The organism is Betaproteobacteria bacterium (genome assembly GCA_009377585.1).
Lineage (GTDB): Bacteria > Pseudomonadota > Gammaproteobacteria > Burkholderiales > WYBJ01 > WYBJ01.
This window is the reverse complement of record WHTS01000003.1, coordinates 68,114-93,622: the sequence shown is the minus strand read 5'-3', so window position 1 is coordinate 93,622 and position 25,509 is coordinate 68,114. Positions and strand designations below refer to the sequence as shown.

The 25,509-nt window shown below is 66.8% G+C and carries 21 protein-coding genes and 1 pseudogene; 2 read left to right on the top strand and 20 right to left on the bottom strand.

The window, feature by feature from the left end:
• Positions 1–46: 46 nt before the first annotated feature.
• The 7 genes from GEV05_01900 to GEV05_01870 all read right to left on the bottom strand — a co-directional run bounded on the left by GEV05_01900 (position 47) and on the right by GEV05_01870 (position 8,930).
• On the bottom strand, positions 47–760 hold the full coding sequence (locus GEV05_01900; GenBank protein MPZ42159.1) for an acetyl-CoA synthetase: 714 nt from the start codon (positions 758–760) through the stop codon (positions 47–49).
• Between the two features lie 223 nt (positions 761–983).
• Positions 984–2,348 (bottom strand): ATP-grasp domain-containing protein, encoded by a 1,365-nt coding sequence (locus tag GEV05_01895; GenBank protein MPZ42158.1) that lies wholly within the window; start codon positions 2,346–2,348, stop codon positions 984–986.
• 186 nt (positions 2,349–2,534) lie between these two features.
• Complete coding sequence (locus GEV05_01890) at positions 2,535–4,070, bottom strand: methylmalonyl-CoA carboxyltransferase (protein ID MPZ42157.1); 1,536 nt, start codon at positions 4,068–4,070, stop codon at positions 2,535–2,537.
• Between the two features lie 139 nt (positions 4,071–4,209).
• On the bottom strand, positions 4,210–5,202 hold the full coding sequence (locus GEV05_01885) for an electron transfer flavoprotein subunit alpha/FixB family protein (protein ID MPZ42156.1): 993 nt from the start codon (positions 5,200–5,202) through the stop codon (positions 4,210–4,212).
• Positions 5,199–6,005 carry an electron transfer flavoprotein subunit beta/FixA family protein gene (locus tag GEV05_01880; GenBank protein MPZ42155.1) on the bottom strand — a complete coding sequence of 269 codons (807 nt, stop codon included), beginning with the start codon at positions 6,003–6,005 and terminating at the stop codon, positions 5,199–5,201. The genes GEV05_01885 and GEV05_01880 overlap by 4 nt, the downstream gene beginning before the upstream one ends.
• Positions 6,006–6,068: 63 nt before the next feature.
• The gene (locus GEV05_01875; GenBank protein MPZ42154.1) at positions 6,069–7,310 is read right to left on the bottom strand and encodes a molybdopterin-dependent oxidoreductase; all 1,242 of its coding nucleotides are present in this window, start codon (positions 7,308–7,310) and stop codon (positions 6,069–6,071) included.
• Positions 7,311–7,361: 51 nt separating this feature from the next.
• Positions 7,362–8,930 carry a propionyl-CoA carboxylase gene (locus GEV05_01870; protein MPZ42153.1) on the bottom strand — a complete coding sequence of 523 codons (1,569 nt, stop codon included), beginning with the start codon at positions 8,928–8,930 and terminating at the stop codon, positions 7,362–7,364.
• A 180-nt stretch (positions 8,931–9,110) separates the two neighbouring features.
• Here GEV05_01870 and GEV05_01865 point away from each other — a divergent pair, with 180 nt between their 5' ends.
• Complete coding sequence (locus GEV05_01865) at positions 9,111–9,872, top strand: GntR family transcriptional regulator (protein MPZ42152.1); 762 nt, start codon at positions 9,111–9,113, stop codon at positions 9,870–9,872.
• A 22-nt stretch (positions 9,873–9,894) separates the two neighbouring features.
• Here GEV05_01865 and GEV05_01860 read toward each other — a convergent pair whose 3' ends face one another.
• Positions 9,895–10,116 carry a biotin/lipoyl-binding carrier protein gene (locus GEV05_01860; GenBank protein MPZ42151.1) on the bottom strand — a complete coding sequence of 74 codons (222 nt, stop codon included), beginning with the start codon at positions 10,114–10,116 and terminating at the stop codon, positions 9,895–9,897.
• Positions 10,117–10,426: 310 nt separating this feature from the next.
• Here GEV05_01860 and GEV05_01855 point away from each other — a divergent pair, with 310 nt between their 5' ends.
• Positions 10,427–11,152 (top strand): hypothetical protein, encoded by a 726-nt coding sequence (locus GEV05_01855; protein ID MPZ42150.1) that lies wholly within the window; start codon positions 10,427–10,429, stop codon positions 11,150–11,152.
• Positions 11,153–11,164: 12 nt separating this feature from the next.
• On the opposite strand, the gene GEV05_01850 is transcribed toward GEV05_01855, so the two are convergent.
• The 12 genes and pseudogenes from GEV05_01850 to GEV05_01795 form a co-directional block, all read right to left on the bottom strand.
• On the bottom strand, positions 11,165–12,280 hold the full coding sequence (locus GEV05_01850) for an FHA domain-containing protein (protein ID MPZ42149.1): 1,116 nt from the start codon (positions 12,278–12,280) through the stop codon (positions 11,165–11,167).
• Positions 12,084–13,133 carry an FHA domain-containing protein gene (locus GEV05_01845; protein ID MPZ42148.1) on the bottom strand — a complete coding sequence of 350 codons (1,050 nt, stop codon included), beginning with the start codon at positions 13,131–13,133 and terminating at the stop codon, positions 12,084–12,086. Before GEV05_01845 ends, GEV05_01850 begins: the two co-directional genes overlap by 197 nt.
• Before the next feature lie 25 nt (positions 13,134–13,158).
• A complete protein-coding gene (locus tag GEV05_01840) occupies positions 13,159–14,373 on the bottom strand; it encodes a hypothetical protein (GenBank protein ID MPZ42147.1) in 1,215 nt (404 codons plus the stop codon).
• 10 nt (positions 14,374–14,383) lie between these two features.
• Positions 14,384–14,926, bottom strand: a complete 543-nt coding sequence (locus GEV05_01835) for a cupin domain-containing protein (protein MPZ42146.1) — start codon at positions 14,924–14,926, stop codon at positions 14,384–14,386.
• Between the two features lie 181 nt (positions 14,927–15,107).
• Positions 15,108–16,535, bottom strand: coding sequence for a pyruvate kinase (pyk, locus tag GEV05_01830; protein ID MPZ42145.1), 1,428 nt, complete (start codon positions 16,533–16,535; stop codon positions 15,108–15,110).
• A 56-nt stretch (positions 16,536–16,591) separates the two neighbouring features.
• Positions 16,592–17,773, bottom strand: coding sequence for a phosphoglycerate kinase (gene pgk / locus GEV05_01825; GenBank protein ID MPZ42144.1), 1,182 nt, complete (start codon positions 17,771–17,773; stop codon positions 16,592–16,594).
• Positions 17,774–17,978: 205 nt separating this feature from the next.
• Positions 17,979–18,065 (bottom strand): annotated as a pseudogene (locus GEV05_01820) (GIY-YIG nuclease family protein).
• 7 nt (positions 18,066–18,072) lie between these two features.
• A complete protein-coding gene (gene gap / locus GEV05_01815) occupies positions 18,073–19,083 on the bottom strand; it encodes a type I glyceraldehyde-3-phosphate dehydrogenase (protein ID MPZ42143.1) in 1,011 nt (336 codons plus the stop codon).
• A 93-nt stretch (positions 19,084–19,176) separates the two neighbouring features.
• Positions 19,177–21,180: a transketolase gene (tkt, locus tag GEV05_01810; protein MPZ42142.1), complete on the bottom strand. Its 2,004-nt coding sequence runs from the start codon at positions 21,178–21,180 to the stop codon at positions 19,177–19,179.
• Positions 21,181–21,346: 166 nt separating this feature from the next.
• Positions 21,347–22,612 (bottom strand): response regulator, encoded by a 1,266-nt coding sequence (locus GEV05_01805; GenBank protein MPZ42141.1) that lies wholly within the window; start codon positions 22,610–22,612, stop codon positions 21,347–21,349.
• A 119-nt stretch (positions 22,613–22,731) separates the two neighbouring features.
• On the bottom strand, positions 22,732–24,882 hold the full coding sequence (locus tag GEV05_01800) for a HAMP domain-containing protein (protein MPZ42140.1): 2,151 nt from the start codon (positions 24,880–24,882) through the stop codon (positions 22,732–22,734).
• A 44-nt stretch (positions 24,883–24,926) separates the two neighbouring features.
• On the bottom strand, positions 24,927–25,472 hold the full coding sequence (locus GEV05_01795) for a DUF4390 domain-containing protein (protein ID MPZ42139.1): 546 nt from the start codon (positions 25,470–25,472) through the stop codon (positions 24,927–24,929).
• Between the last annotated feature and the right edge of the window lie 37 nt (positions 25,473–25,509).

Sequence of the window (25,509 nt, the reverse complement as noted above, 5' to 3'; positions counted from 1 at the left end):
CGCCGGGGTGGTGTGGAATGAATGACGTTCGTCTTCTTCGGCGACCTCATGCCGGCACTCCTCGCTGCGTGAGGATGAAGCGGGCATCGACGGCTACCGCCCCGGAAGGCGACACGATCACGGGATTCAAGTCGGCCTCGGCGATCTCGTCCTGAAAGCGCATGAGCAGTCCGTCCGTCCCGCCGACTCGCAGCAGCACGTCGACCAGCGCTTCCCTGGAAACCGGAGCGCGGCCGCGCACGCCGTCGAGCAGCGCGGCTGCCTTGAGCTCCGAGAGCATCTCGATCGCGTCGATGCGCTCGATCGGACAGATCCGGAACGCGACGTCCTTCATCACCTCGACGAAAATGCCGCCCAGGCCCACCATGACGAGCGGCCCGAATTGCGGATCGCGCAGGCCGCCGACGACCAGTTCTTCGCCGGGCGGCGCCATCTCCTCGACCAGAAATCCGTCGAGCCGCGCTCTTGCGATGGCGGGGTTTTCGCGCATGGCACGGATCGTGGCCTCCACTTCGGCCGCGTCGCGCAGCCGCACGCGCACGCCGCCGGCATCGCTCTTGTGCAGGATGTCGGGCGACATCACCTTGACGACGAAGGGCGCCCTGAGGCCCGCGATCTTCGACGCAGCCGGCTCGTCCGGCGCGACCATGACCGAGCTTGGCACCGCGATGCCGAACTGCGACAGCAGCCGCTTGCCGGCATGCTCGTCCAGCGACGAGCGGCCAGCGGCGCGGGCAGCGCGTATCGAATCGTCCGTCATGTCGCCGCCTCCGAACAATCATCGAGTTGAGAACGCCAAGGTGTCGGCGGCCTAGCGGCAGTTCGCTTTGCGGTCGATCCCCGCAAGCGGGCACCTCCGAACCGAATGAGGAAAAGAAGCCGCCAGGCCGTCGGTGCCCGGCGTCGTTCGCTTTGCGGTCGATCCCCGCAAGCAGGGCCCCTCGCCCGGGAAGCGAACGACGACCGCCCCTCGCCCGGGAAGCTCATATCGCTCCTTTCGCCTTCGGCCGGGCCAGCACCTGGCTCACGATGCCGGTGTGCACGTCGCCGTCACCGAAAGCATCGGACTTCAGGATCGCGATCACGGCCGGGATGTTGTGCTTCAGGCCCTGGATGTCGAACGCCTGCAGCGCCTGCACCAGCCGCTCGATCGCCTGGCTGCGGGACGCAGCCTTGACGATCACCTTGGCGAGCATCGGATCGTAGAACGGCGTCACCTCGCGCCCTTCGGCATAGCCGGTCTCGATACGGATCGACTTGTCCTCGGGTGGCCGGAACACGTTGAGCTTTCCGGGCGAGGGGAAGAAGTTCTTCGGATCTTCGGCGTACACGCGCGCCTGAATGGCGTGCCCGCTGATCGCAATGTCGCGCGGCAGGACCTCGGAGAGCCGTTCGCCCGCCGCAGTACGGATCATGGCCCTCACCAGATCGACGCCGGTCACTTCCTCGGTCACGCCATGCTCGACTTGCAGGCGCGTATTCATTTCGAGGAAACTGAGCTCGCCTCCAGCGTCCATCAGCATCTCGACCGTGCCGATGTTGTCGTAGCCCATGCTGCGCACCGTGGCGGCGATTCGATCGGCCATGGCCTGCACGTGATCGCGCGCGACGTTGGGCGCCGGCGATTCCTCGATGATCTTCTGATGCCGGCGCTGCACCGAGCAGTCGCGCTCGAACAAGTGCCGCAGATCGCCGTGCGAATCGCCCAGCACCTGAAATTCGACGTGCCGCGGCCGCTCCACCAGGCGCTCCAGATACACCTCGGCGCTGCCGAAGCCGCGCGCGGCGAGCGAGCTGGAGCGCTCCACCGCCGCGATCAGCTCGGTCTCGTCCTTCGCCGACAGCATGCCGATGCCGCCGCCACCGCCGGCGGGCTTGACCAGCACCGGATAGCCGATGGCACGCGCGGCCGCCTTGATTGCCTCCGGCTCGGCCGGCAGCACGCCGCTGCCGCGCGCGATCGGCATGCCGTGCTCTTGCGCGAGCTCGCGCGCGCGCGTCTTGTGCCCCATCGCGTCGATCCAGCGTGGGCTGGGACCGATGAAGCGCGCGCCGCTGTCGTTCACCTTGGCCGCGAACTCGGCGTTTTCGGCCAGAAACCCGTAGCCCGGATGCAAGCCGTCGCATCCGGTCTGCTTCAGTACCGCCAGGAGCGCCTCCTGGTTGAGGTAACTGTCGCGCGCGGGCGCTGCTCCGATCGGGTATGCCTCGCTCGACATCTCGAGATACGGCGCGCGCGCATCGGCTTCGGAGTACACCGCGACGGAACGGATGCCGAGCGCGTGAAGCGCGCGCAGCACGCGGGCGGCGACGGCACCGCGGTTGGCAACCAGGACTTTGTCGAACATGAATATCTCGCTATCTACTCTGACTCCCCTCTCCCTCCGGGAGAAGGGTTGGGGTGAGGGAAGTCGTGCACATGCCGCATAATTTTCCCTCACCCTCGATCCCTCTCCCGAAGGGCGAAGGAAGACAACCATACCGTTGGGATAGACGGACAAGGGCTGGGCCGTGAGTGAACAAGAGCATGGTCATCAATACGAAGTCGGCCACGAACGCATGAGATGCTGCCCAACGCCGCGGCTCATGCGCAGCTGGTAGACCTCGAACATGCGGATCAGGTAGTCGCGCGTCTCCTCGGGCCGAATCACGGCCTGGGCGGCGAATACCGAGGCCATGCCCCAGACATCGCTGTCCTGCCGGATCAGGGCCAGCTTGGCGGCGAAATCCGGGTCTCCGGGCTTGGCGCCGTGCACGATGGTGGTCGCGAACTCCGGGGTCATGAAGCTCACTTCGGCCGTGGGCCAGGCCGAAATGTCGTCGGAATGGCGCCCGCCGCCCATGCAGACGTAGGCGCGACCGTAACTCTTGCGAACGAGCACGGACAGCCGCGGCACGCTGACGAGCGTCATCGCGTTCATGAAGTTCATGATCTTGCCCGGAGCGCCATCGCGCTCGGCCTCGGTGCCGATGACGAAGCCCGGCGTGTCCACCAGCAGCAGCAGCGGGATGTTGAAGGAATCGCACAGCACCAGGAAATCCACGATCTTGCGGCAGGCGTTGCCGTCGAGCGCGCCGCCGCGATGCAGCGGATTGTTGGCGATCACGCCGACCGACTTGCCGCCCAAGCGCGCGAGCGCCACCACGGCGCTGTTGCCGAAGCGCGGCTTCAGCTCGAACAACGAATCCTTGTCCACCAGCGTGCGCGCGAGTTTGCGCATGTCGTAGACCTGCGTGCGGCTCTCGGGCAGAAGCGACAGGATGTCCTTCATGCCTTCGCCCGATCCGGCGGGCACCGGCGCTTGCGGCGGCACTTCGTTGTGATGGCTCGGCAGGTAGGAAAGAAAGCGCCGGATGTCGTCGAACACTTCCTCCTCGGTGTCCGCCACGCGGTCGATGAGCCCGGTGATTTCCGCGTGCATGCGCCAGCCGCCGAGCTTCTCGAAATCGACTTTCTCCCCCAGCGCCATCTCGATCAGCCGCGGGCTCGACACCGCCATGGTGGAGCCCTTGAGCATCACGGCGAAGTCCGAGCAGCACGCGAGCCATGCCGAGGATCCGAACGAGGGGCCGAGCGCGGCGGCCACCAGCGGCGTCTCGCGCATGCGGCGAAACTGCGTGATGTCGTTGCCCAGCAGCAACCCCATGCCGCGCGAGCCCATCGCATCCGGCAGCCGCGCGCCGGTCGACTCGCCGAGCACGACCAATGGCATGCCGCGCTCGGTGGCGGTGCGCTTCATGTGCCCGACTTTCTTGCTGTTGGTCGCGCTGGTGGAGGCGCCCTTGACGGTGAAGTCGTTCACCACCAGGCATACGTCGCGCCCGTCGATCCTTGCGAATCCGGCGATCTTGCCGTCGCACGCGGTCTCGTCGGCTTCTTCCGGGTAGATCCCCGAGGTGCCGAACAGGCCCGATTCGATGAAGCTCCCCGGGTCGGCCAGCGCGGCGATGCGCTCGCGCGCATTGAGCTGGCCGCGCGCGCTGCGCTTGGCCATCTTATCCTCGCCGCCCATCGCCAAGGCCTTGGCACGGCGGCGCTCGTATTCTTCCAACAGGGCTTCAAATGCCATTGCAATGCTCCGCTATTGACCACTCGGAAAGTGGCTGACAAGCCGCTTTCCGCACAGCGCTCCCCTCTCCCTCCGGGAGAGGGGTTGGGGGTGAGGGAGCGAGCTGTAAGGCATCTCCCGAAAGCTCGCCAGTAGCTCGTCACAACTTCCCGGAGGAAGCGTCGTTCAAAGTGCGCAATTGCGCGATCAGCGCCGGCACGATCTTGCGATAGTCGCCGACCACGCCGAAGCGCGCGTCTTCGAAAATGGCTGCCTCGGGGTCGGAATTGATGGCGACGATCGCCCTGGCGTTGCCGCAGCCGGCCATGTGATGTCCGGCGCCCGAAATGCCGACGGCGATGTAGAGCTCGGGCGCCACCGTCTTGCCGGTAAGGCCGATCTGCCAGGAGTGCGGGCACCAACCCAGGTCGCAGGGCACGCGGCTCGCACCGACGGCGCCGCCCAGCTCGCGGGCAAGGTCTGCGAGCAGATCGAAACCCTCCGGCCCCTCCAATCCGCGGCCGCCCGCGACGATGATCGCCGCGTCTTCCAGACGCGCCCCGCTCGCAGCTTCGATGCGCCGATCCACGCGCTTGGTGCGCGCGGTGTGATTCTCAAACGGCCCGACTTCGATCAGCTCACACCGGCGACCCGGCTGCGCTTGCGCCCGCTCGAATACTCCGGCGCGCACCGTCGCCACGACCGGCGCCACTGCGAACTCGTCCAATTCGCGCGCGAGCCCGCCATAACAGGGGCGCGTGCAACGCACGCTATTGCCCTCGATGCTCACGTCGACACAACCGGTCGCCACCGCGCCGTCCAACCGGAAGGCCAGACGCGGCGCCAGCTCGGCACCCGCGACGGCGTGCGGGAGCAGCACGACCGCGGGCAACGCCCGGCGCACCGCTTCGGTCGCGGCATTGAGCTGCGTCTCGGGCAGCAGCGCGCTGGAATCGCCGCGCGCGAAATAGACGCGATCGACGCCTCGGGCCGCCCACGCGTCCGGCGCCGGCGCAGCCTCCCCCAGCACCAGCACGCCGACGTGATCTTGCGATCCACGCGCCAGTTGCCGCGCAGCCGTGATCAATTCGCACACCACCGGCGAGGATGCATCCTGTCCGCAATCGGGGACGATGAGAACGTCGGTGCTCATGAGCTCGGAATGAGGTGCTCGGCATACAGGCGCTGCGCCAGGCGCGCACCGCGCTCGGCCGCCGTCGCGGCCTCGATCCACTCGCACTGCGCGCGCTTCTGCGGCAAGTACAAGCGCGCGAGCGTGCGCCGCGCGGCGAGCCGGCGCGCGTCCAACCCGATCTCGGCTGCGGTCCAGGTCGCGACCGGCTTGCGCGCCGCGCGCATGGTCTCGCGCAGATTGGGCTTGCGCACTTCGCCCAGCTCGTTCGACACCGTCACCACCGCCGGCAAAGCCGCTTCGAACGTCTCGAGCCCGTCCGGGAGCACGCGCTCGACGCGGATCGAATCGGTCGAGGCCTCCACGGCGCAGGCGAAGCCGATCGACGGCAAGCCCAAAATCTCCGCCACGCCGAGCGCCACCACGCCAGCATCCCAGTCGGCTGCCTGGCGGCCGGCGAGCACGAGATCGACCGGCCCGAGCTGGCGCAGCGCCGCCGCCAGCGCGTGTGCCGTGACGTAGCTGTCGGCGCCATCGAACGCGGGGTCGAGCAGGTGCACGGCATCATCGGCGCCGAGCGAGAGCGCCTGCTTGAGCGCAGTGCGTGCCGATTCCGGCCCGAGCGTGAGCGCCGTGATGCCGACCTGGGTGCCGAGCTGGTCGCGGATGCGCAGTGCCGCTTCCAATGCCTGCTCGTCGAACGGGCTCATCACCATGGGATGGCCCGGCGGCAATACGACCTTGCGCGCATCTTCATCGACACGCAACACCGCGCCCAACGCTTCCGGGTTCGGCACCTGCTTGACGAGCACTGCGATCCGCACGCTATTGCACCCAGTCGAACAGGCCTTGGACGTTGCCGGCGCTCGCGATTCCCGCACTCACGGCTATCTCACCGCGACTTCGGTCGGGACGATCCAGTCGCACAGCTTCCTCTGGAAATTCCAAGGAATCTGCGGCTGCACGCGTCCCTTCTCGTCGGTGGCGCGCGCCATGATCTTGTACGCTCCGGGTTGCGCGTCCCAGGGGTACGACCAGCGCACCCATAGCCAGCGTTCGCGCGGTTCCTCGATATGGGCGTCGCGCCAGCTGGCGCCGCCGTCCATGCTCACCTCGACGCGCGCGATCATGCCTTCGCCGCTCCAGGCAAGCCCGCGCACGCAGCGCTGCCCGGCTGCGAGCGGGGAATCCTCGTCCACCGGATCGGTCACGATGCAGCGCACGCCCATCGCGGTCAGCATTTTTCTTTCCGGATCGTCGGCCGATTTGCCGAGCACGAAGTAATGCGTTTGGTGGTAGCACGGCGGCATTTGCGCCGTGACCTCCAGCTGCTGCAGCCACTTCACCCACCAGTTGCCGGACCAGCCGGGAACGACCAGCCGCACCGGGCCGCCGTGGACGTGCGTGAGGTATTCGCCGTTCATCGCCCAGGCGAGCAGCGTATCGGGATGCAGCGCTTTCTCCAGCGGCAGTCCCTTGTCGTAGTGGATGACGCCCGGATCGACGAACTTGTAATCGGTGGTGCCGACCGAGCGGTATTGCACGACCGGGTCCGGCCGGCCGGTATCGAAGCCTTCGGCGCGCACCGCGACCGCGGACGGCTTGATCCCGGCGCGCTTCAATACTTCGGCGAGCGGCACGCCGGTGAACTCGCCCGCAGACACCGCGCAGGTCGTGGTCGATTCGGAGCTTACTTCGGCGTCGCTCGGCACGCGGCCCTTGACGCGCATTTCGGCGCGTTGCTGCATGTCCTGCTGATTGCGGCGCGATGGCTTGTTGCCGCCCTTGGTGAGATAGTCGAAGAAGCCAGCATCGTTGCCCGCGCACTCGGTCACGGCACGCACGCTGCGCCCGGGGAGCTGGCGCAGCTCCTCCAGCTCGAGCTGCAGCGGGCGATCGATCGCGCCGCAGAGCGTGAGCCGCCAGTCGTCGGGATGAACCGGCTCGGGCACGTCGAGCTGGTTGACGACGTAGTAGGCGTCGGTGGGCGTGAGCAGCCCTTCCAGCTCGAGCAGCGGCGCGCGGCCGTTGATGACGCGGCCCTCGGCATCCTTGCCCGCCATGAGGGTTGCCCGCTTGCGGTCGGGCCAGCCCATCACCCAGTCGCCTTCGATCTCTCGTTTCGGCACGGTCGTCCTTTCAGGCAATCGTTTCGAAGTGAACTTGCACAGCTCGAGCGTTCACGGCCGCACGCCCAGCTTGGGCTTCGGCCCGAGCTGGGTCCTGAGCCGCGGCTGGCATGCTTGCAGGAACCTGCACAAATAGGGCCGGGTCTCGCGCGGATCGATCAGGTCTTCGATGCCGAATCCTTCCGCGGTCAGGAACGGCGAATTGAGCCGCTTGAGCTCCGCCTCGATCTCCTTTTCCTTCTGCACCGGATCGGCCGCTTGCTCGATCTGGCGCTTGTAGGCGGCCCGCACGCCGCCTTCCAGCGGCAGCGAGCCCCACTCGGCCGAGGGCCAGGCGATCTTGAAGTTGAGCCCGCGACGGTCGATCGCGCCGCCGCCCGCCATGCCGTAGCAGCGGCGAACGATCACGGTGAATACCGGCACGCTCACCTGCAACCCGATGTAGCGGGCGCGCACGCCTTCGCGCAATACCGCATTCTCCTCCGATTCCTTGCCGATCATGAAACCCGGGATGTCGGCGAAGAACACGAGCGGGACGTTGAACATGTCGCACAGCTCGACGAAGTGACCCTGCTTGCGCGCAGCCTTGCTGTCCATGATGCCGCCGAACATGGGGTTGTTCGCGATCACCCCGACGGCGTGACCGTCGATGCGCGCAAGCATCGTGATGACGGCGCGGCCGAAGCTCGGTTGGATCTCGAGCTCGGAGCCGCGATCGACCACCATGCCGACCAGCTTGCGCATATTGTAGGCCTGCCTCGGGTTGCGCGGGATGATCTCCAGCAGCGCTTCGTCGCAGCGCTCGAGCGGATCGTCGCAGGTCACGCGCGGCGGTGCCTCCCACACGTTGCTCGGCAGATACGACAGGAAGCGGCGGATCGTGTCGAGCGCTTCCTGCTCGCTCTGCGCGACGTTGTCGATCGTGCCCGCGGTATCGGCGGCCACCTGTGCGCCGCCGAGCTCCTCCTTGCTGAGCTTGACGCCGAAGTTGCGCTCCACCACCGGCGGGCCGGCGGCGAAGATCTGGCTCTGGCCGCGCACCATCACCGAGAAGTGGCACAGGATCGCGCGCGCCGAAGGACCGCCGGCCGACGTACCGAGCACGGCGCTCACCACCGGAACGACACCCATGAGGTCGACCGAGCGCTCGAATCCGTCCTGGCCATAGCCGGGCACGACACTGAAGCCCTTGCGCTTGGCCGTGTTGACCGTGCCGCCGGTGCCGTCCACCAGATTGATGAGCGGTATGCGGTACTCGTAGGCGAGATCCTCGATGAAGCCGCCCTGACCGCCTTTGCGACGGTCGCTGCCGAAGCCGGTGCCGGCGCGAATGGTGTAATCCTCGCCGCCGATCGCGACCGGACGGCCGTCGATCGCGCCGATGCCCATGACGTAGGCCGCCGGCTCGAAGCCGACCAAGTTGCCCTGCGCATCGTACTGGCCGCGGCCCGCGAGCTTGCCGACTTCCTGGAAGGAGCCGGCATCGAGCACCCCGGCGATGCGCTCGCGCACGGTCAGCTTGCCCGCGGCATGCTGCCTCGCCACCGCATCCCGCCCGCCGCACGCCTCGGCCAGACTGCGGCGTCGACGGATTTCCTCGGCTTCTGCTCTCCAGCTCATGGGCAATGCTTTCGTAGATGCGTCTGCTCGCACCGAATTCGCAAGCGGGGACGTGGGGTACAGAGGCCGCCCCTGCGGGCGCGCCGATGCGGCAAGTGCCCGTTCGATGCTAGGTAGGCGGCCTCATGTTGTCAAGATGATTGTTGACAATCGGACAATCGTACGCGTAAGGTAGCCGCCATGGCCACGTCTCCTGTGCGGCGCTTGCGCGCAGCGGCGCTTCGGGTCGAGCCGCGCGCTTCCGAGCAAGCCGGCAACGTGCCCCGAACGCCGCCCGCCGCGATCGAGCCCCTGACGCGTTCGCTGCCCGAGCAGATCGCCGCACATCTGGCCGCACGCATCCTCGCTGCGGCCTATACGCCCGGCGAGCGCGTGCGAGAAGAACAGGTCGCGGCCGAGTTCGCGGTCAGCCGCGGCCCCGTGCGCGAAGCCTTGCGGCTGCTGGAAAAGGACGGCCTCGTCACCATCGTGCCGCGGCGCGGGGCCATGGTGACGGACTTGAGCGTGGACGAGGTGCGCGAGATTTTCGAGATCCGCGCGGTGCTCAACGGGTTGCGCGACCGCTCGGTCGCCGAAAGCGAACGGCGCACGCAGCTGCTGCCGCTGCTCGAAGCCGAGGTTGCACGCCTGGCCCGGTGCGCGCGCTCCTCCGAGCTGGGCGAGCAATACGTCGACACGGTGCTGCAGATCAATCGGCTGCTCAACCGCGCAACGCCGAACCGGCGCCTGAGCAACTATCTATCGTCGCTGGAACAGCAGACCGCGCGCTATTCGCGCCTGGGCTTGTCCACGCCGGAGCGGCGGCGGCAGTCGGTGCAGCGCTGGCAGAAGCTGGTGAAGGCGATTCGCGCCGGCAACGGCGAAGAGGCCGAGCGCATCGCGCGCGAACGCGTGCTGGAGTCGCGTGATGCGGCGGCCCGGCTGCTCTCGGCGCGCCGCTAGCCTGGATCTTTCATCGGGGCGCTCAGTCTTCGATGATCGCGACGACCTGACCTTCGGCGACCGGATCCTTTTCCTTCACCAGGATCTCCTTCACGGTGCCGGCGTCTTCGGTGATGACCGGGATTTCCATCTTCATCGACTCGATCACGACGAGCGTATCGCCTTCCTCCACGCGATCGCCGGGCTGCGACTTGACCTGCCATACCGTGCCGGTGATTTCGGACTTGATCTCGATCCTCGCCATGCCGCTTCCCCGTCGCTTGATTCGATGTGCTCGAGTCGATGAGCGTGAGCCGCGGAAATTCTAGCATGCGCGGCTCGCGGCCTTCGTGGCGCGAGGAGATCCTGCGCGCCGGCCGAAGGCGCACAGCGCCGCCGCGCGCGGCAGTGGTGCAGGTTCAAGTGATCCGATCCCCCGGCGCTCGGTGGAGTGGTTCACTTATCCACCCGAGCGGCTTACCATCGGCGCTTTCGCCCGCTCCATGAATCTTCCCACCTTTTCGTTCGCGTCCGTCCGCCGCCCGCACCCGGCCCGCGGCATGACGCAGGCTGTCATGCGTTTCGCATGCATGGCGCGCGCGTGGGATACGCCGCACGCAAGGGCCGCCTGCGCGGTGCTCGCGCTCTGCCTCGCGATCCTTCCGGGTTTCCAGGCGCACGCGCAAGACATGCCGTTCGCGCCGATCGACGAGAACGCCGCGAATCTCGATTGGCTCGGCTACAAGAACCGGCTGGTGGAGGCGCTGGAGTCGCGCAACCGCAAGATCGTGCTCGGCGCGATCGATCCCAGCGTGGACAACGGCCCGGAGCAGAAACGCGGTCTGGAGGAGTTTCGCCGGCGCTGGGATTTCGACGACGACGCAAGTCCCCTGTGGGATGTGCTGCGCAAGGCAGTCGAGCTGGGCGGGGCCTACGTCAAGGACGCCAAGGGCGGCACGCGCTTCTGCACGCCGTATGTCGCGGCCAAGTGGCCGACCAGCATCGACCCGTTCGCATTCGGCGCCATCGTCTCGGCCGATGTTCTGGTGAAGACCGAGCCCTCGTCGGAATCGCGCACGCTTGCCACCCTGACGCACGAGGTGGTGAAGGTCGAGGACTGGGAAGTGGCGGACAAGACCCCGGGGTTTCCGCAGAAATGGACCCGCATTGCGCTCAAAAGCGCTTCGGGCTATGTGCCCGAGCAACAGATCCGCAGCCCGATCGAGCACATGGCCTGTTTCTCCGCGCAGGGCGGGCCGTGGCGGCTGGTGTCGTTCACCGCCGGCTATCTGCCGGAATAGGGCGGCGTCGACTCAGGGTTTGCGCACCGCGGGCCGGAATTCGTAGCGCACGCTGCCCTCGCCCTCGGCGCGCGGTTGCTCGCCGAAACTGATCCAACCCGAACCCTGCAGCACGAACTCCTCGCGCCGCAGATGGATGGGCTGCCCCCCTTCCGGCACGACGAAGGTGCCGTTGGTGCTGCTGTCGGCGAGGATGAACTTGCCGCGGCGCGACCCGATGCTCGCATGCTGGCGCGAGGCCATGGTGGTGGCGACCACCAGCTGACAACTCGCGTCGCGCCCGATGAGGAACGGATTGCCCTGCGGCGAGATGGTGAACGTGCGCCCACCGTAATGCAGCACCACGCTGCCGGCATCCTCGCTCGTGCGCTGGATTGGGGGTACCACGGTCGTGATCGAGCGTCCGCGTTGCCACATCACTTCCAGGATCGTGGTCTCGGCACTGCGGCCGCGCACGCTCATGCGGTCGATGGCGCGAATGCGGCCTCTGCCGAGCAGCGGGATCTTGTCGAAGCAGCTGTCGGTGATGAGAATCTGGCGCGGCCGCGCCAGCTCCACCACCCGGGCCGCGACGTTGACGGCATCGCCGAACACGTCGCCGCGGTCCTCCAGCGCGGGGCCGTAGTGCATGCCGATGCGCAGCGCGAGCTTGCGCCCGCCGGGACCCTCCACCGCCGCCGCCTGCTGCTGCATCGCGGTCGCACCGGCGAGCGCCGATATGACATCCGGAAACGTGCACAGCAGCTCGTCCCCGATCGACTTGATGACCGCGCCCTTGTGGAAGTACGTCTCCTCTTCCATGCGCCCGAGCAGGCCATGGATCAGCTCGACCGCGGCCGCATCGCCCAGCTGCTCGTAGATCGCCGTGCTGCCGCTGATGTCGGCGAACAGCACCAGCAGCTCGCGGGCAGGCGATTCGCTCATGTGTAGCTTAGCGGCACTCGAACTCGATGATCCCGCGCTTGCGCACGGCGGCCGGCTCGCCGATGCTGAGTTTGCCGTGGCCGCGCAGCACGAAGCCTTCATGCTTGACCAGCACCTCCGGTTCACCCTCCACGACGACGTAGGTACCGTTGGTGCTGTGATCGAACAGCACGAACTTGTCGCGGCGCCATTCGATGCGCGCATGCTGGCGCGAGGCTTTGCGGCTCACCACCGGCAGATCGTTGACGGCATCGCGCCCGATGGTGAACGTGCTGCGCGCACTGTCGACCACGACCTCGTGTCCGTCGCTGCGTAGCAGCATGTGCGCCTTGCCCGCGCCTTCCAGCACGGCTGCCTGCTCAGTGGTGAACGGCTCGCCGGAGCGGCGGCGCCACCCGAGCTCGACGAGCTCGATCTCGCTGCTTTTCCCCTTCACCCTGCGCCGGTCCAAGGCGCGCGCGCGGCGCCGAAACCCCGCGCGCATGACGGCGAGGCTGCCGGCGTCGGTCAGGATCTGGCCGGGGCCTGCGAGCTTCACCAGCCGCGCCGCGATATTGACGCCGTCGCCGAATACATCGCCGCGCTCCTCGATCAGCGGCCCGTTGTGCAGCCCAATGCGCAGGCTCAAGGGAAGCGCGGCATCGGCGGCGAAATGCTCCACCCGCTGCTGCATCGCGATGACGGCGCTCGCTCCCGTATTGGCGTCGGGAAAAAGGCTCAGCATCTCCTCGCCGATGGTCTTGATGACCTCGCCGCGGTGATGGTAGACCTGCTCTTCCATGGCGACCAGGCAGCGGGTGATGAGGCTCATGGCGCGCAGGTCGCCGAGCGATTGGTAGAGGCTGCTCGAGCCCGTGATGTCGGCGAATGCGACTGCCCGCACGGCCGCGCCTGCCCGGTTTCGAGCGGCGGCCCTGGCCGTTTGGACGGCCCCGTCCTTGGCCGCCTGCGCGGCCCCGTCCTTGGCCGCCTGCGCGGCCCCGTCCTTGGCCGCCTGCGCGGCCCGCTCTTTCGCCGCCTGCGCGGCTGCCTTGGGGGTCGGTGCGTCGTTGTTCATGTGCGCGCTTCAGGCGCTTGCTGCCTCAATAACTCGTGGGCCAGTTATGCAGTAGATGCTTGCCAACACCCCCGCTCAGACGCAGGCGATGAGTTTCGAGCGCGCGCACGAGGAACGCGCGGGTATCGCGCGGATCGATCACGTTCTGCGCCTCAAACAGCTCGGCGAGCCCCCACGCACTGGCGTCTTGCGAGATGGCATCGAGCACTTCCTGCCGGCGCGCCGATTCGTCGCCCGCTTCATCGAGCGCACCCCCCTTGTACAACGGGTTGCTGGCGATGAAGCCCACGCTGCGGCCGTCGAGGCGCGCAAGCGAGGTTGCGATCGAGCGTCCGAAACGCGCCTTGACCTCGAACTGACTGCCGACATCGACGATGGCGTCGATGATCTTGCGCACGTCGTACACCTTGCTGCGCGACTCGGGCAGGATGTCGAGGATTTTGCGCGAGCCCTCCTCGGACCCCGGCGGCACCGGCGCGATCGGCGGCGGCTCCATGTTGTGGCTCGGCAAGTAGGACAGGAATCGGCGCACGGCGTCGAGCGCCTGCTGGTCGGTATCCACCGCCAGGTCGACCAGCCCGCTTTTCTCGGCATGCACCCGCCAGCCGCCCAGCTCTTCCGGGTCGATCGGCTTGTTGATCGCCATGGAGGTCACGCGCGCGCTCGCGATGGCCATGGTCGAGCCCTTGCGCATGACGACGAGGTCGGACATCGCGGCATACCAGGTCGACGAGCCGTAGCAGGGACCCAGCAACGCCGATACCCACGGCGTTTCGCGCAACCGCTGGTATTCGGCCGCGTCCTGCGCGACCAGCGAGCGTCCGGCCGCACCCATGCGGTCCGGCATGCGTGCACCGCTCGACTCGCCGAGCAGCACCAGCGGCAGCCCGCGCTTGTTGGCCACCTGCTTCACGTGCTTGATCTTCTTCATGTTGATCACGCTGGAGGAGGCGCCCAGCACGGTGAAGTCGTTGGCGACCAGGGCGACCTCGCGTCCGTCGATGCGCGCGAATCCCGCCACTTTGCCGTCGGCAGGCGTACGCGCGCGAACTTCGGGCCGGTGCGAGGTGGCGAACATGCCGGACTCGCTGAAGCTGCCCGGGTCGATCAGGTGGTCGATGCGTTCGCGCGCGTTGAGTTGCCCCTCGGCCTTGCGCTTGGCGACCTTCTCCGGGCCGCCCATGGCCAGCGCCTTGGCGCGCCGGCGCTCCAGCTCCTGCAGCGTTTCCTCGAATGCCATCGTGATATGCCTAACTTCCGTTCCTGGTTTTCTTGGTCGTCTTGCGCGGGCCGAAGCCCTCGAGGTAGACGGGACCGGCCATCGTTCCGTCCACCGCTTTGCCGATGATGCCCTGCGACAGGTCCTTGATCGCGATGAAGATCACGTCCTCGTCCGGGGTCGATACCAGCGTGTGCGGCGCATTGGCCGGAATGTAGATCAAGGTGCCCGCGGGTGCATGCACCCGCTTGCCGTTGACCGAGCCGGTGAGCGTGCCCTTGACCACGAGATTGAACTGCTCGTTCTTGTGCGAATGCATGCGCGATCCGGTGCCGCGCGGCTTGTGGATGTAGCCCACCAGCATGCGTTCGCCCTCGACCACGCCGCCGTGCGAGGTGGAATAGCCGGTTCCCGCCGCTACCTTGCGGATGCGCGCAAGATCATACTGATAGCGGCCATTGCCGCCGCGGATTGCGCCTTCTGTCTTGGTGCCGTCGCTGGAAGGGCGCTTGGGCTTCGCCTGGCTGCGGGGCGTCGCGTTACGTCTGCCGGAAGCGGAAGTCGTGGCTGCCAAGGCCGGCCTCCATGAGAGGATTCGGGGGAGTGCTTGGGTGCGGCGCTCCGATTCTACCGCCGGGGCGAAGCCTCGGAGGGAGAAAGAGGCGGGCAAACGCCCCGGTTAGGCCGGGAACGCCCATACCGGCCTGGTGCCTCGACCCGGGGGGTGGCTCGAACGCCAAGCCCGGCGTTCGTGCTCAGCGCTTGCGGTGCTCGCCCACCTTGACGATCTTCATGGTGTTGGTGCCGCCGGCCTTGCCGAACGGCTCGCCGATGGTGAGGATGATGTAGTCGCCGTTCACGACCGCACCGCGCTTGAGCAATTCGTCTTCCGCCATGTGCAAGGCTCGCTCGGGGTCCCGGGAGCCCTTGAACTTGATCGGGTAGACGCCCCGAAACAGCGTCACCCGGCGGCGCGTTTCGGTGATCGAGCTCAAGGCATAGATCGGCACCGAGCAGGCCATGCGCGACATGAGCTGCACCGTCTTGCCGCTCTGCGTCATCGCCGCGACCGCCTTGATTTCGAGCGAGGCTGCCGTGTACATGGTGGCGCGCCCGATTGCTTCTTCCGCGTCCTGCGGCAACCCGGAACGAAGCCGATCCGCGCCGGGAAGGTCTTCCTTCTCGGCCGCCTCGCACACGCGCGCCATGGCGGCGATGGTTTGCACCGGGTATTTGCCCGCAGCGGTTTCACCGGACAACATTACGGCATCGGTGCCGTCGAGAACGGCATTGGCCACATCCGAGACCTCGGCGCGCGTCGGGCTGGGGTGATTCATCATCGACTCCATCATCTGGGTCGCGGTGATCACCAGCTTGTTGTGGTCGCGGCTCATGCGGATCATGCGCTTCTGCAAGGCGGGCACCGCGGCATCCCCGACTTCGACCGCGAGATCGCCGCGCGCCACCATGATCGCATCCGAGGCGTTGACGATGTCTTCCAGCGCTGGAATGGCTTCCGCGCGCTCGATCTTGGCTACCAGGAGCGCGCCGCCGCGCGCCTTCTGCAGCAGCTCGCGCGCCCATTGCATGTCTTCGCCCGAGCGCGGAAACGACACGCCGAGAAAATCCGCCTTCAGATGCGCCGCGAGCTTGATGTCCTCCATGTCCTTCTCGGTCAACGCCGGCGCGCTCAAGCCCCCGCCCTTGCGGTTGATGCCCTTGTTGTTGGAAAGCGCGCCGCCTTCCACCACCTTGGTCACGATGCGCGGTCCTTTCACGTCCTGCACCGTGAGCACGATGGCGCCATCGTCGAGCAGCAGCGTATCGCCCTTGTGGACATCGCGCGGCAGGTTGGGATAGTCGAGACCCACGCGCGTTTGGTCGCCGAGCTTGCACTCCGCATCCAGAATGAACTTGTGCCCCGGGTGCAGCGTGATGCGGTCGTTCTCGAAGCGGCCGATGCGAATCTTCGGCCCTTGCAGATCGACCAGGACGCCGACCGCGCGCCCGGCCTTGCGCGCGAGCTGGCGCACCGTCGTCACGCGCTTCTCGTGCTCGCGCGGCGTGCCGTGGGAAAAATTCAGCCGCACGACATCCAGGCCGGCCGCGATCATGCGGCTCAAGACAGCCGGCTCGCTCGAGGCGGGTCCCAGCGTGGCTACGATCTTCGTTCTGCGTGGCATCGAATCAAAGCTCCCCCTGAATTCAGCGACTCGCGAGTTGGCGCACGCGCGCGGCGCTACGCTTGCGCGCGCGCCTCGAGTATGGCGACTGCCGGCAGGGTCTTGCCCTCGAGAAACTCGAGGAATGCGCCGCCGCCGGTGGAGATGTACGACACCTTGTCGGTGATGCCGAACTTGGCGATCGCGGCCACCGTATCGCCGCCGCCCGCGATCGAGTACGCCTTCGACTCGGCAATCGCCTGCGCCACCGTGCGGGTTCCGGCGGCGAAGGCATCGAATTCGAACACGCCGACCGGACCGTTCCATACGACAGTGCCGGCCTTGCCGATCAGCTCGGCATAGCGCTGCGCCGTTCGTGTCCCGATGTCGAGAATCATGTCGTCGGCCGCGACCGCCTGCGCATCCCTGGCGCTCGGCTCGGCATCGGCGGCGAAGCGTTTCGCGACCACGACGTCCTCGGGCAGCGGCACCGCGGCGCCGCGCGCCTTCATTTTGGCCATCACGGTCCGCGCCGCTTCGACCAGGTCCGCCTCGGCCAGCGATTTCCCGATGGGCAGGCCGGCGGCGACCATGAACGTGTTGGCGATTCCACCGCCGACGATCAGCTGGTCGACTTTGTCGGCGAGCGCTTCCAGAATGGTGAGCTTGGTCGAAACCTTGGAGCCGGCGACGATCGCAAGTAGCGGCCGCGCCGGGTTGCCTAATGCGCGCGACAGCGCGTCGAGCTCCGCGGCCATCAACGGCCCGGCACACGCCACCTTGGCGAATCTGGCGATTCCGTGGGTGGTCGCCTCGGCACGATGCGCGGTGCCGAAAGCATCGTTGACGTAGACATCGCACAGCGCGGCCATCTTGCGGGCGAGCGCCTCGCTGTCTTTCTTCTCGCCCACGTTCACGCGGCAGTTCTCCAGCAGCACCACTTCACCGGGGACGACTTCGACGCCATCCACCCAGTCGCGCCGAACAGGCACCGGCCGCCCCAGCAGTTCGGCCAGGCGCCGCGCGACCGGCTCGAGTGAATCCTCGGGCTTCAACTCGCCTTCCTTCGGCCGGCCGAGATGCGAAGTGAGCATCACCGCTGCGCCCGCGTCGAGCGCGTAGCGAATTCCCGGCAGCGCAGCGCGGATGCGGGTGTCGTCGGTGACGTTGCCCGCGCCGTCCTGCGGCACGTTGAAGTCGACACGAATGAATACCCGCCTGGCCTTGAGATCGAGGTCGGTCATTCGCAGGAATTTCACGTCGTGCACTCCTTCGCGTGGGCGCAGCGCCCGCCGCAGTGCGGTGAAGCGCGCAATCGGTGGGCTACGCACGCCGGCAATCGATGCGGACAGGCTCCCGGGCGGCGGGCCAGGTTCGATTGTAGCTGTCGCGGGCGGCGCTGGCAGCGGCAAACAACAGAGGCGCCGAAAAGTGCAGCGCCGTGTACCGGGTGTGCGAAGTCGCAGGCGCACTGCCGTCATTCCCGCGCAGGCGGGAATCCGGGCCACTGATTCCGGATTGTTCCGGATTCCCGTTTACACGGGAATGACGCTTCGATCTACTTCGCGTTTACCAACGCAACCGTCGTATCCAACATCCGGTTGCTGAAGCCCCATTCATTGTCATACCAGGCGAGGCACTTCACCAGGTTGCCCGAGACCTTGGTAAGTGTCGCGTCGAAAAGGCTCGACTCGGTCGTGTGATTGAAATCGACCGAGACCAGTTGGCCCGAGCTGTAGCCGAGAACGCCCTTGAGCTCGCCTTCGGCGGCGCCTTTCATCAGCGCGTTGACCTCGTCCACGCTGGTGCTGCGCGCGGCGACGAAGGAGAGATCCACGATCGAAACGTTGATCGTCGGCACCCGGATCGCAAAGCCGTCGAGCTTGCCGTTCAGCTCGGGCAGGACCAGGCCGACGGCAGCCGCGGCGCCCGTCTTGGTGGGGATCATCGACTGCGTGGCCGAGCGCGCGCGGCGCAGGTCCTCGTGATAGACGTCGGTGAGCACCTGATCGTTGGTATACGCATGCACCGTCGTCATGAGCCCGTTGACGATACCGATCTTCTCGTGCATCACCTTGGCGACCGGCGCCAGGCAGTTGGTCGTGCACGAAGCGTTGGAGATGACGGTGTGGCTCGCCTTGAGCGACTTGTGGTTGACGCCGTACACCACCGTCGCATCGACGTCCTTGCCACCGGGCGCCGAAATGATGACCTTCTTCGCGCCGCCCTTCAGATGCGCGCCAGCTTTCTCCTTGGTGGTGAAAAGACCGGTGCACTCCAGCACGACATCGACCTTGAGATCGCCCCACGGCAGCTCTGCGGGATTGCGCACCGCGAGCACCTTGATGCGATCGCCGTTCACCACCATCGCATCGCCATCGACCTCGATCTTGCCGCCGAACTTGCCGTGCACCGTGTCGTAGCGGGTAAGGTGGGCGTTGGTCTCGGCGCTACCGAGGTCGTTGATGGCGACGATCTCGATCGGATGCGATTTGCCCGACTCGGAATGGGCACGCAGGATGTTTCGGCCGATGCGGCCATAGCCGTTGATGGCAACGCGAATGGTCATGACGGGCTCCAGGCGGGGAGAAGTTCTTGCGAACTATTCTAACGCCATCGCCTCAGCGCCTGAAGCCAGGCAACTAACACGCCCGCGTGAACCTCAGCCGCCAACGAGTGCCTGCGTGCGCGCGACGACGTTGTCTACCGTGAAGCCGAGGAATTTGAAGACGTCGGCCCCGGGCGCCGATTCGCCGAACCGGTCGATGCCGATCACGTCGCCTTCCAGTCCGACGTACTTGCGCCAGTAGTCGGGCACGCCGGCCTCCAGCGCGAGTCGCGGAATGCCGCGCAAGAGCACCGTTTCACGATAAGCCGCGTCTTGCCGATCGAATACGCTGGTCGAGGGCATGGATACGACCCGCACCGGGACGCCCGCCGCGGCCAGCTTTTCACGCGCTGCGACGGCAAGCGCGACCTCCGAGCCGGTCGCAATCAGGATCGCGGCCGGCTTGCCGCCGTCGGCATCGACGAGCACGTAGCCGCCGCGCGCAATCGCTTGCACGGTTTCGTCCGAGCGAGCGTTGAAGGCGAGATTCTGGCGGCTCAACTGCAGGCTGGTCGGGCCGTCGCGGCGCTCGAGCGCCGCAATCCAGGCCACCGCCGTTTCGGTGCTGTCGCACGGCCGCCACACGTCCATCCGCGGTATCAGCCGCAACGTAGCCGCATGCTCGATCGGTTGGTGCGTCGGACCGTCTTCGCCCAGCCCCACCGAATCATGGGTGAAGACGAACACCAGGCGTTGGTGCATGAGCGCGGCCATGCGCAGCGCATTGCGTGCGTAGTCGGAGAAAACGAGGAAGGTGCCGACATACGGGATGAGACCGCCGTGCAAGGCAAGGCCGTTCGCGATCGCGCACATGCCGAACTCGCGCACGCCGTAGAAGATGTAATTGCCGCCGCCGCGAGAGATCGGCTTGGAGGTCGAGGCCATGGTGAGATTGGATGCGGCCAGGTCGGCCGATCCGCCGATCAGCTCCGGCAGCTGCGGCAACAGGGCTTCGAGCACGTTCTGCGAGGCCTTGCGCGTCGCGACGGTTTCGCGCTTGGCGATGGTCTGTTGCACGAGCTCGCGGCTGCGTCGCGCCCAATCAGCAGGCAACTCGCCCGCCAACCGCCGGCGCAGCTCCGCGGCCTCGGCGGGATACTCGTCCGCGTATCGGCTCAGCTGCTGCTGCCAGTCGCGCTCGAGCTTGCGGCCACGTTCGCGCGCATCCCAATCGGCATAGATGTCGGCCGGGATCTCGAACGGTGGGTAGGACCAGCCGATATTCGCGCGCGTGGCGGCGACTTCGTCGGCGCCGAGCGGGGCGCCATGCGCGGCGCCGGTGTTGGCCTTGTGCGGCGCGCCCTTGGCGATGATGGTCTTGCAGACGATCAGGGAAGGGCGGTCGTTCACCGCCTGCGCCGCCTGGACCGCGCGCTCGATCGCCTCAGAATCGTGCCCATCCACCGGACCGATCACGTTCCAGCCATAGGCCCGGAACCGGGCCGGGGTGTCGTCGCTGAACCAGCTGCGGATGTTGCCCTTCTCGGAATCGATCGAGATCGAATTGTCGTCGTAGAAGCCGATGAGCTTCCCGAGGCCGAGGGTGCCGGCCAGCGAACACGCCTCGTGCGAGATGCCCTCCATCAGGCAGCCGTCGCCGCAGAACACGTACGTACGATGGTCGATGAGCTCGACACCGGGCCGATTGAATTGCGCCGCCAGCACGCGCTCGGCAATCGCCATCCCGACTGCGTTGGCCAGGCCCTGGCCGAGCGGCCCGGTGGTCGTCTCGACACCGGGTGTGAGCCCGTATTCCGGATGGCCGGGCGTCTTCGAATTGAGCTGCCGGAAGCGGCGCAGCTCCGCCATCGGCAGATCGTACCCGCTCAGATGCAGCAGGGCGTACAGCAGCATCGAGCCGTGGCCGTTGGAAATGACAAAACGGTCGCGGTTGATCCAGCTCGGATTGGCCGGGTTGTGCCGCAGGTGATGGCGCCACACGACTTCCGCAATTTCCGCCATCCCCATGGGCATGCCGGGATGACCGGAATTCGCCTGCTGGACCGCGTCCATCGCGAGCGCGCGAATGGCGTTACAGAGATCGCTGCGAGTGGCCATGTGGGATTCCTTCGAAGACGGATCGATTATCCCGCGGCGCGTCGACGCGGGGCAAACTCCTTGGGGTACCGGAGATTCGGGGTGACGGAGTGAAGCGTGGCGGACTTCTCGCGCCTGCGTCCATCACGCTTCACGCCCCCTCAGGAAGCGAAGGAGTTGGACCAGTTCACACCGGCTCTTCGTTGCGCTTGGAGACACGGATGCCGAGCTGCTTCAATTTCCGGTAGAGGTGGGTGCGCTCAAGCCCCACGCGCTCGGCCACCCGGCTCATGTTGCTGCTCTCGAGCCCCAGGTGGTGCTCGAAGTAGACCCGCTCGAACGCATCGCGTGCCTCGCGCAGCGGCAAGTCGAGCGGCAGGCTGGAGGCCGGCGTAACCGGTTCCAGGTCGAAGCTCGCTGCAACGCGCTGCACGTCGTCGAGCGTGATTTCGTCCCCGAGCGCGCTCAGGGCAGCGCTGCGAACGACGTTTTCCAGCTGCAGCAGGTTGCCCGGCCAGTCGTGGTTGCGCAGCGCGTTCAACGCCGCGGTGCTGAAGTGCTTCGGCGGTAGCTCCTTGGCCTCGATGCCGCGCGCGAGCATGAGCGACGCGAGCTCGGGCACGTCCTCGCGATGCTGGCGCAGGCTCGGCACCGACACCGTCACCGCGGAAAGCGCACCGAAAAGGCGTACATCGAAGGTGCCGACGGCCACCATGTCGGGCAGGGAGCGCGACACCGCGCACACCAGGCGCGCATTGTATTTATCCAGTTTGCCGATGAGCAGCAGCAACCCCCGCTGCTCCAGGCGGGCGAGCTCGCTCACGTCATGCAGGAACAACGTGCCGTCGCGCGCCTTCTCGGCGAGCTCCATGGGCGCTTCGGCCAGCATCCCGGTGCTGTCCGGAGCGACCCAGGGCGTGTTCGGCTGGTGCAGGAAGCGCGCGCACACTTCCGCGCCGCTGCCGGGCTCGGCCGCGACCAGCACGGGGCTGCGCAGGCTGCGTACCCGTTCGAGCCGTTGCTTCAGCTCGTTGATGACCGCCGAACGGCCAAGGCTCCCGAGCGAAAGCGGCGCGTGCGGCTCGACTGCCCCGCGCTTGAGCGCGCGGCCCACCGTCCCGAGCAGCTTTTGCAGCGCGATCGGCTTCTCCAGGAAATCGAAGGCGCCGATGCGGGTTGCCTCGACCGCGGTCTCGATGGTGCCGTGCCCGGACATCATCACCACGGGCATGGTGAGCATTCCGCCGGCTGCCCATTCCTTGAGCAGCGTTATGCCGTCGGTATCCGGCATCCAGATATCCAGCAAGATCAGATCGGGCCGGTTCTGAACGCGCATCTCGCGCGCCTGGCTCGCGTTCTCGGCCAGCCGCACCTGATAGCCCTCGTCGCGCAAAATCTCCGACAGGAGCTCCCGGATCCCCACCTCGTCGTCGACCACTAGTATTTGCTGCATCGATTCGGTCTCCACCCATTCTGCGCGTCTGCTCCGGGCCGTGACCCCTGAGCGCTTTTCACACCGCGCTTTTCATACCGCTGCGGCCGCCACGCCGATCGGCCCGAGCGGCTCGCCGCTCATCGAGCAATGGCCGTGCGCGTGCCAGCTTCCGCGCGCTTCGGCAATTCGATGCTGACCCGCACGCCGTGCGGTTTCAGATTCTCGATCGAGACGCTGCCGCCGTGATCTTCGATGATCTTCTTCACGATGGAAAGCCCGAGCCCCGTGCCCTTCTGCTTGGTGGTCACATAGGGCTCGAATACGCGCTGCATCGATTGCTCCGGAATGCCGCAGCCGTTGTCCTCGATCGATAGGCGCACGCTTCGCCCCGTGTCCTCGCTCTTGACCAGGATGTGCGGTTCGGCGATCTCGGCCAGCGCATCCTGGGCATTCTGCACGAGATTGTGGAACACCTGGCGCAGCAGGCGCGCATCGCCCTGCACGGGCGGCAGCTGCGGCGCAAGCCGCACCTCCATGGCGCGGCCGAGCGTCTCGTACAGCCCGAGCACCTCGCGCGCGAGCTGGTTGAGATCGAGCGGCTGCAGCCGCGGCTCGGGCGAACGGGCGTACTGGCTGAAGGCGTCCACCATGCTCTTCAGCGCCGCGACCTGCTCCACGATGAGCCGGGTCGATCGCTCCAGCATTTCGCCATCGGCCGCCGCCAGCTTGGCGCCGAGCTTGAGCTGCAGGCGCTCGGCCGACAACTGGATCGGCGTGAGCGGGTTCTTGATCTCGTGCGCGAGCCGACGCGCGACTTCGCTCCACGCCGCGTGGCGTTGCGCCTGCATCAGCTCGGTGATGTCGTCGAAGACCACCACGTAACCGCCTTCGGTATCGCTGCCAAGGCCGGTTCCGCGCAGCAGGATCGTCTTTTCCAGCCCGCCCTGTTGGAGCGACACCTGGCTCTCCCATTCGGCGTCTTTCGCCTGCGCGAATCCGTCCGCGATCGCGCCGGCCAGCGGCGCGAGCTCGACTGCGCTCTGCGCGATGTCGGCGAGCTGCACGCCGAGCAGCCGGTCGAGCTCCAGACCCAGGATGGCGCCGGCGCTCGGGTTCGACGAGCGCAGCCGCATTTGAACATCGAACGACATTACCCCGGTGGAGAGGTGCGCGAGCAGGCTTTCGAGGTAGCTCTTCGCGCGCGCGAGCTCGAGCTGATGATGCTCGGCCGATTCGCGCGCCTCGCTCAACTGCTCGATCATGGTATTGAACGATTGCGTCAGCACCCCCAGCTCGTCGCGGCTTTCGACCGGGATATGCTGACTGAAATCGCCATGCGCCACGGAGCGCGTTCCATGCGCGAGCGTGGCGAGCGGTGCCGCCAGCTTCTCGCTCAAAAGGAACGCCAGCAGGAACGCGGACAGCAAAGCCACCAAGAGCGCGAGCGTCAACGTCACCCCGTATAGCCGCTTCAGGCCCACCCGCGCGAGCAATAGCTCCTGGTAGTCGCGATAGCCGCCCTGGACCGCCTCGGCATCGGCTGCCATGTGGCTCGGAACCGGCTCCAGCAGCTGCAGCGCACGCACACCCTCGCTCAACGACGGTATGTCCAGCGGCACCACGACCCGCATGTACAAACCGCCGCCTTCGCCGGCGGATTCGATTGCGGCATAGCGCTGCAGCTGTCGAACCTGCTTGAGGGCGGCATGCGAAAGCGTCTCGGGCACCAGGCCCACCTGCTCGTTGCCGGCGTAGCCGACGATGCGCCCGCGGCTGGTGAAAAGCGTGGCTTCGCGCACGTGTGCCTGCTCGCGCAGGCTGCTCAATGCGCTCACCTGCTCCTCGCGCGGCAGGCGCGATAGCGTGAGGCTCATCTCGTCCGCTTTCTTCGCCAGCTCCTTGAGCATGCCGTCGAGCATGCCGCGGCCCAGGCTCAAGCCGCCCTCCAAGGCCTTGTCGACCCGCACTTCGAACCACGATTCGATGGAGCGCGCGAGAAACTTCACCGACACCGCGTACACGAGCGCTCCGGGCAGGAGCGACATCAGCGCCAGCAGCAGGACGAATCGCAGCGCGAGGCGCGAACCGAATTCGCGCCGGCGCAGGCGCCGTCCCAGCCGCACCAATTGATAGACCAGGAGCGCGACCAGAATGAGAACGAGCGCCCCGTTGACCAGCAGCAGCGTCGGGTAGTGTTCCGCGAACATGGTCGTATTCGCGGTCGCGGTGGACAGCAGGTACAGCGCCACGGCCCCCAGGCCCACGCACAAGACGACGGCATAGCGCATCGCGCGTGCGAAGCGCCGGCGGCGGGGGCGGGCGGACTGCGCGTTCACGGGGTCACCGCGAACCGATGCCAATCCGAGCTCAGATTCCACTCGCGCGATCCGAACGCGGTGATCTGAAACGGCTTGGGAAGCTGCGACACGTCCAGGCGCATGCGCACGGCCGCCTGGTACTCGGCACCCGGCTGCAGGTCCGACTTATCCGCGACCGGCAGGTTGCGCACGCTCGAGAAGAAACGCACCGCCTCGCCCACCGTGGCAAAATTCTGGAACAGCGTTCCGAGCGACACCCGGTATTGGCGCGTGAGCGAATTGTAGGAAAGCTTGTACTGTTGCGCGCTGGTTGCGATCCGGTCGTTGAACCAGTACCAGCGCGGGCGAATGATTTCCACCTCCAGCAGAAAATTGAGCGGAACGCCCTTGCTCAGGATGTCTTCGAGCGTGGGCGTCAGTGCGATCTCGAAGTCCGCGTTGAGGACATATCCGTCTTCGCCGAGTGCGATGGCGGCGCTGCGCACCTCGATATTGTCCGCACGCGCCGCGAGCGCGAGGAACAGCAATCCGGCGAGCGCGAGGAACCGTCTAACGCGCATGTCCCATGCGGGCGCGCACGGCTGAGAGCGGGAGCGG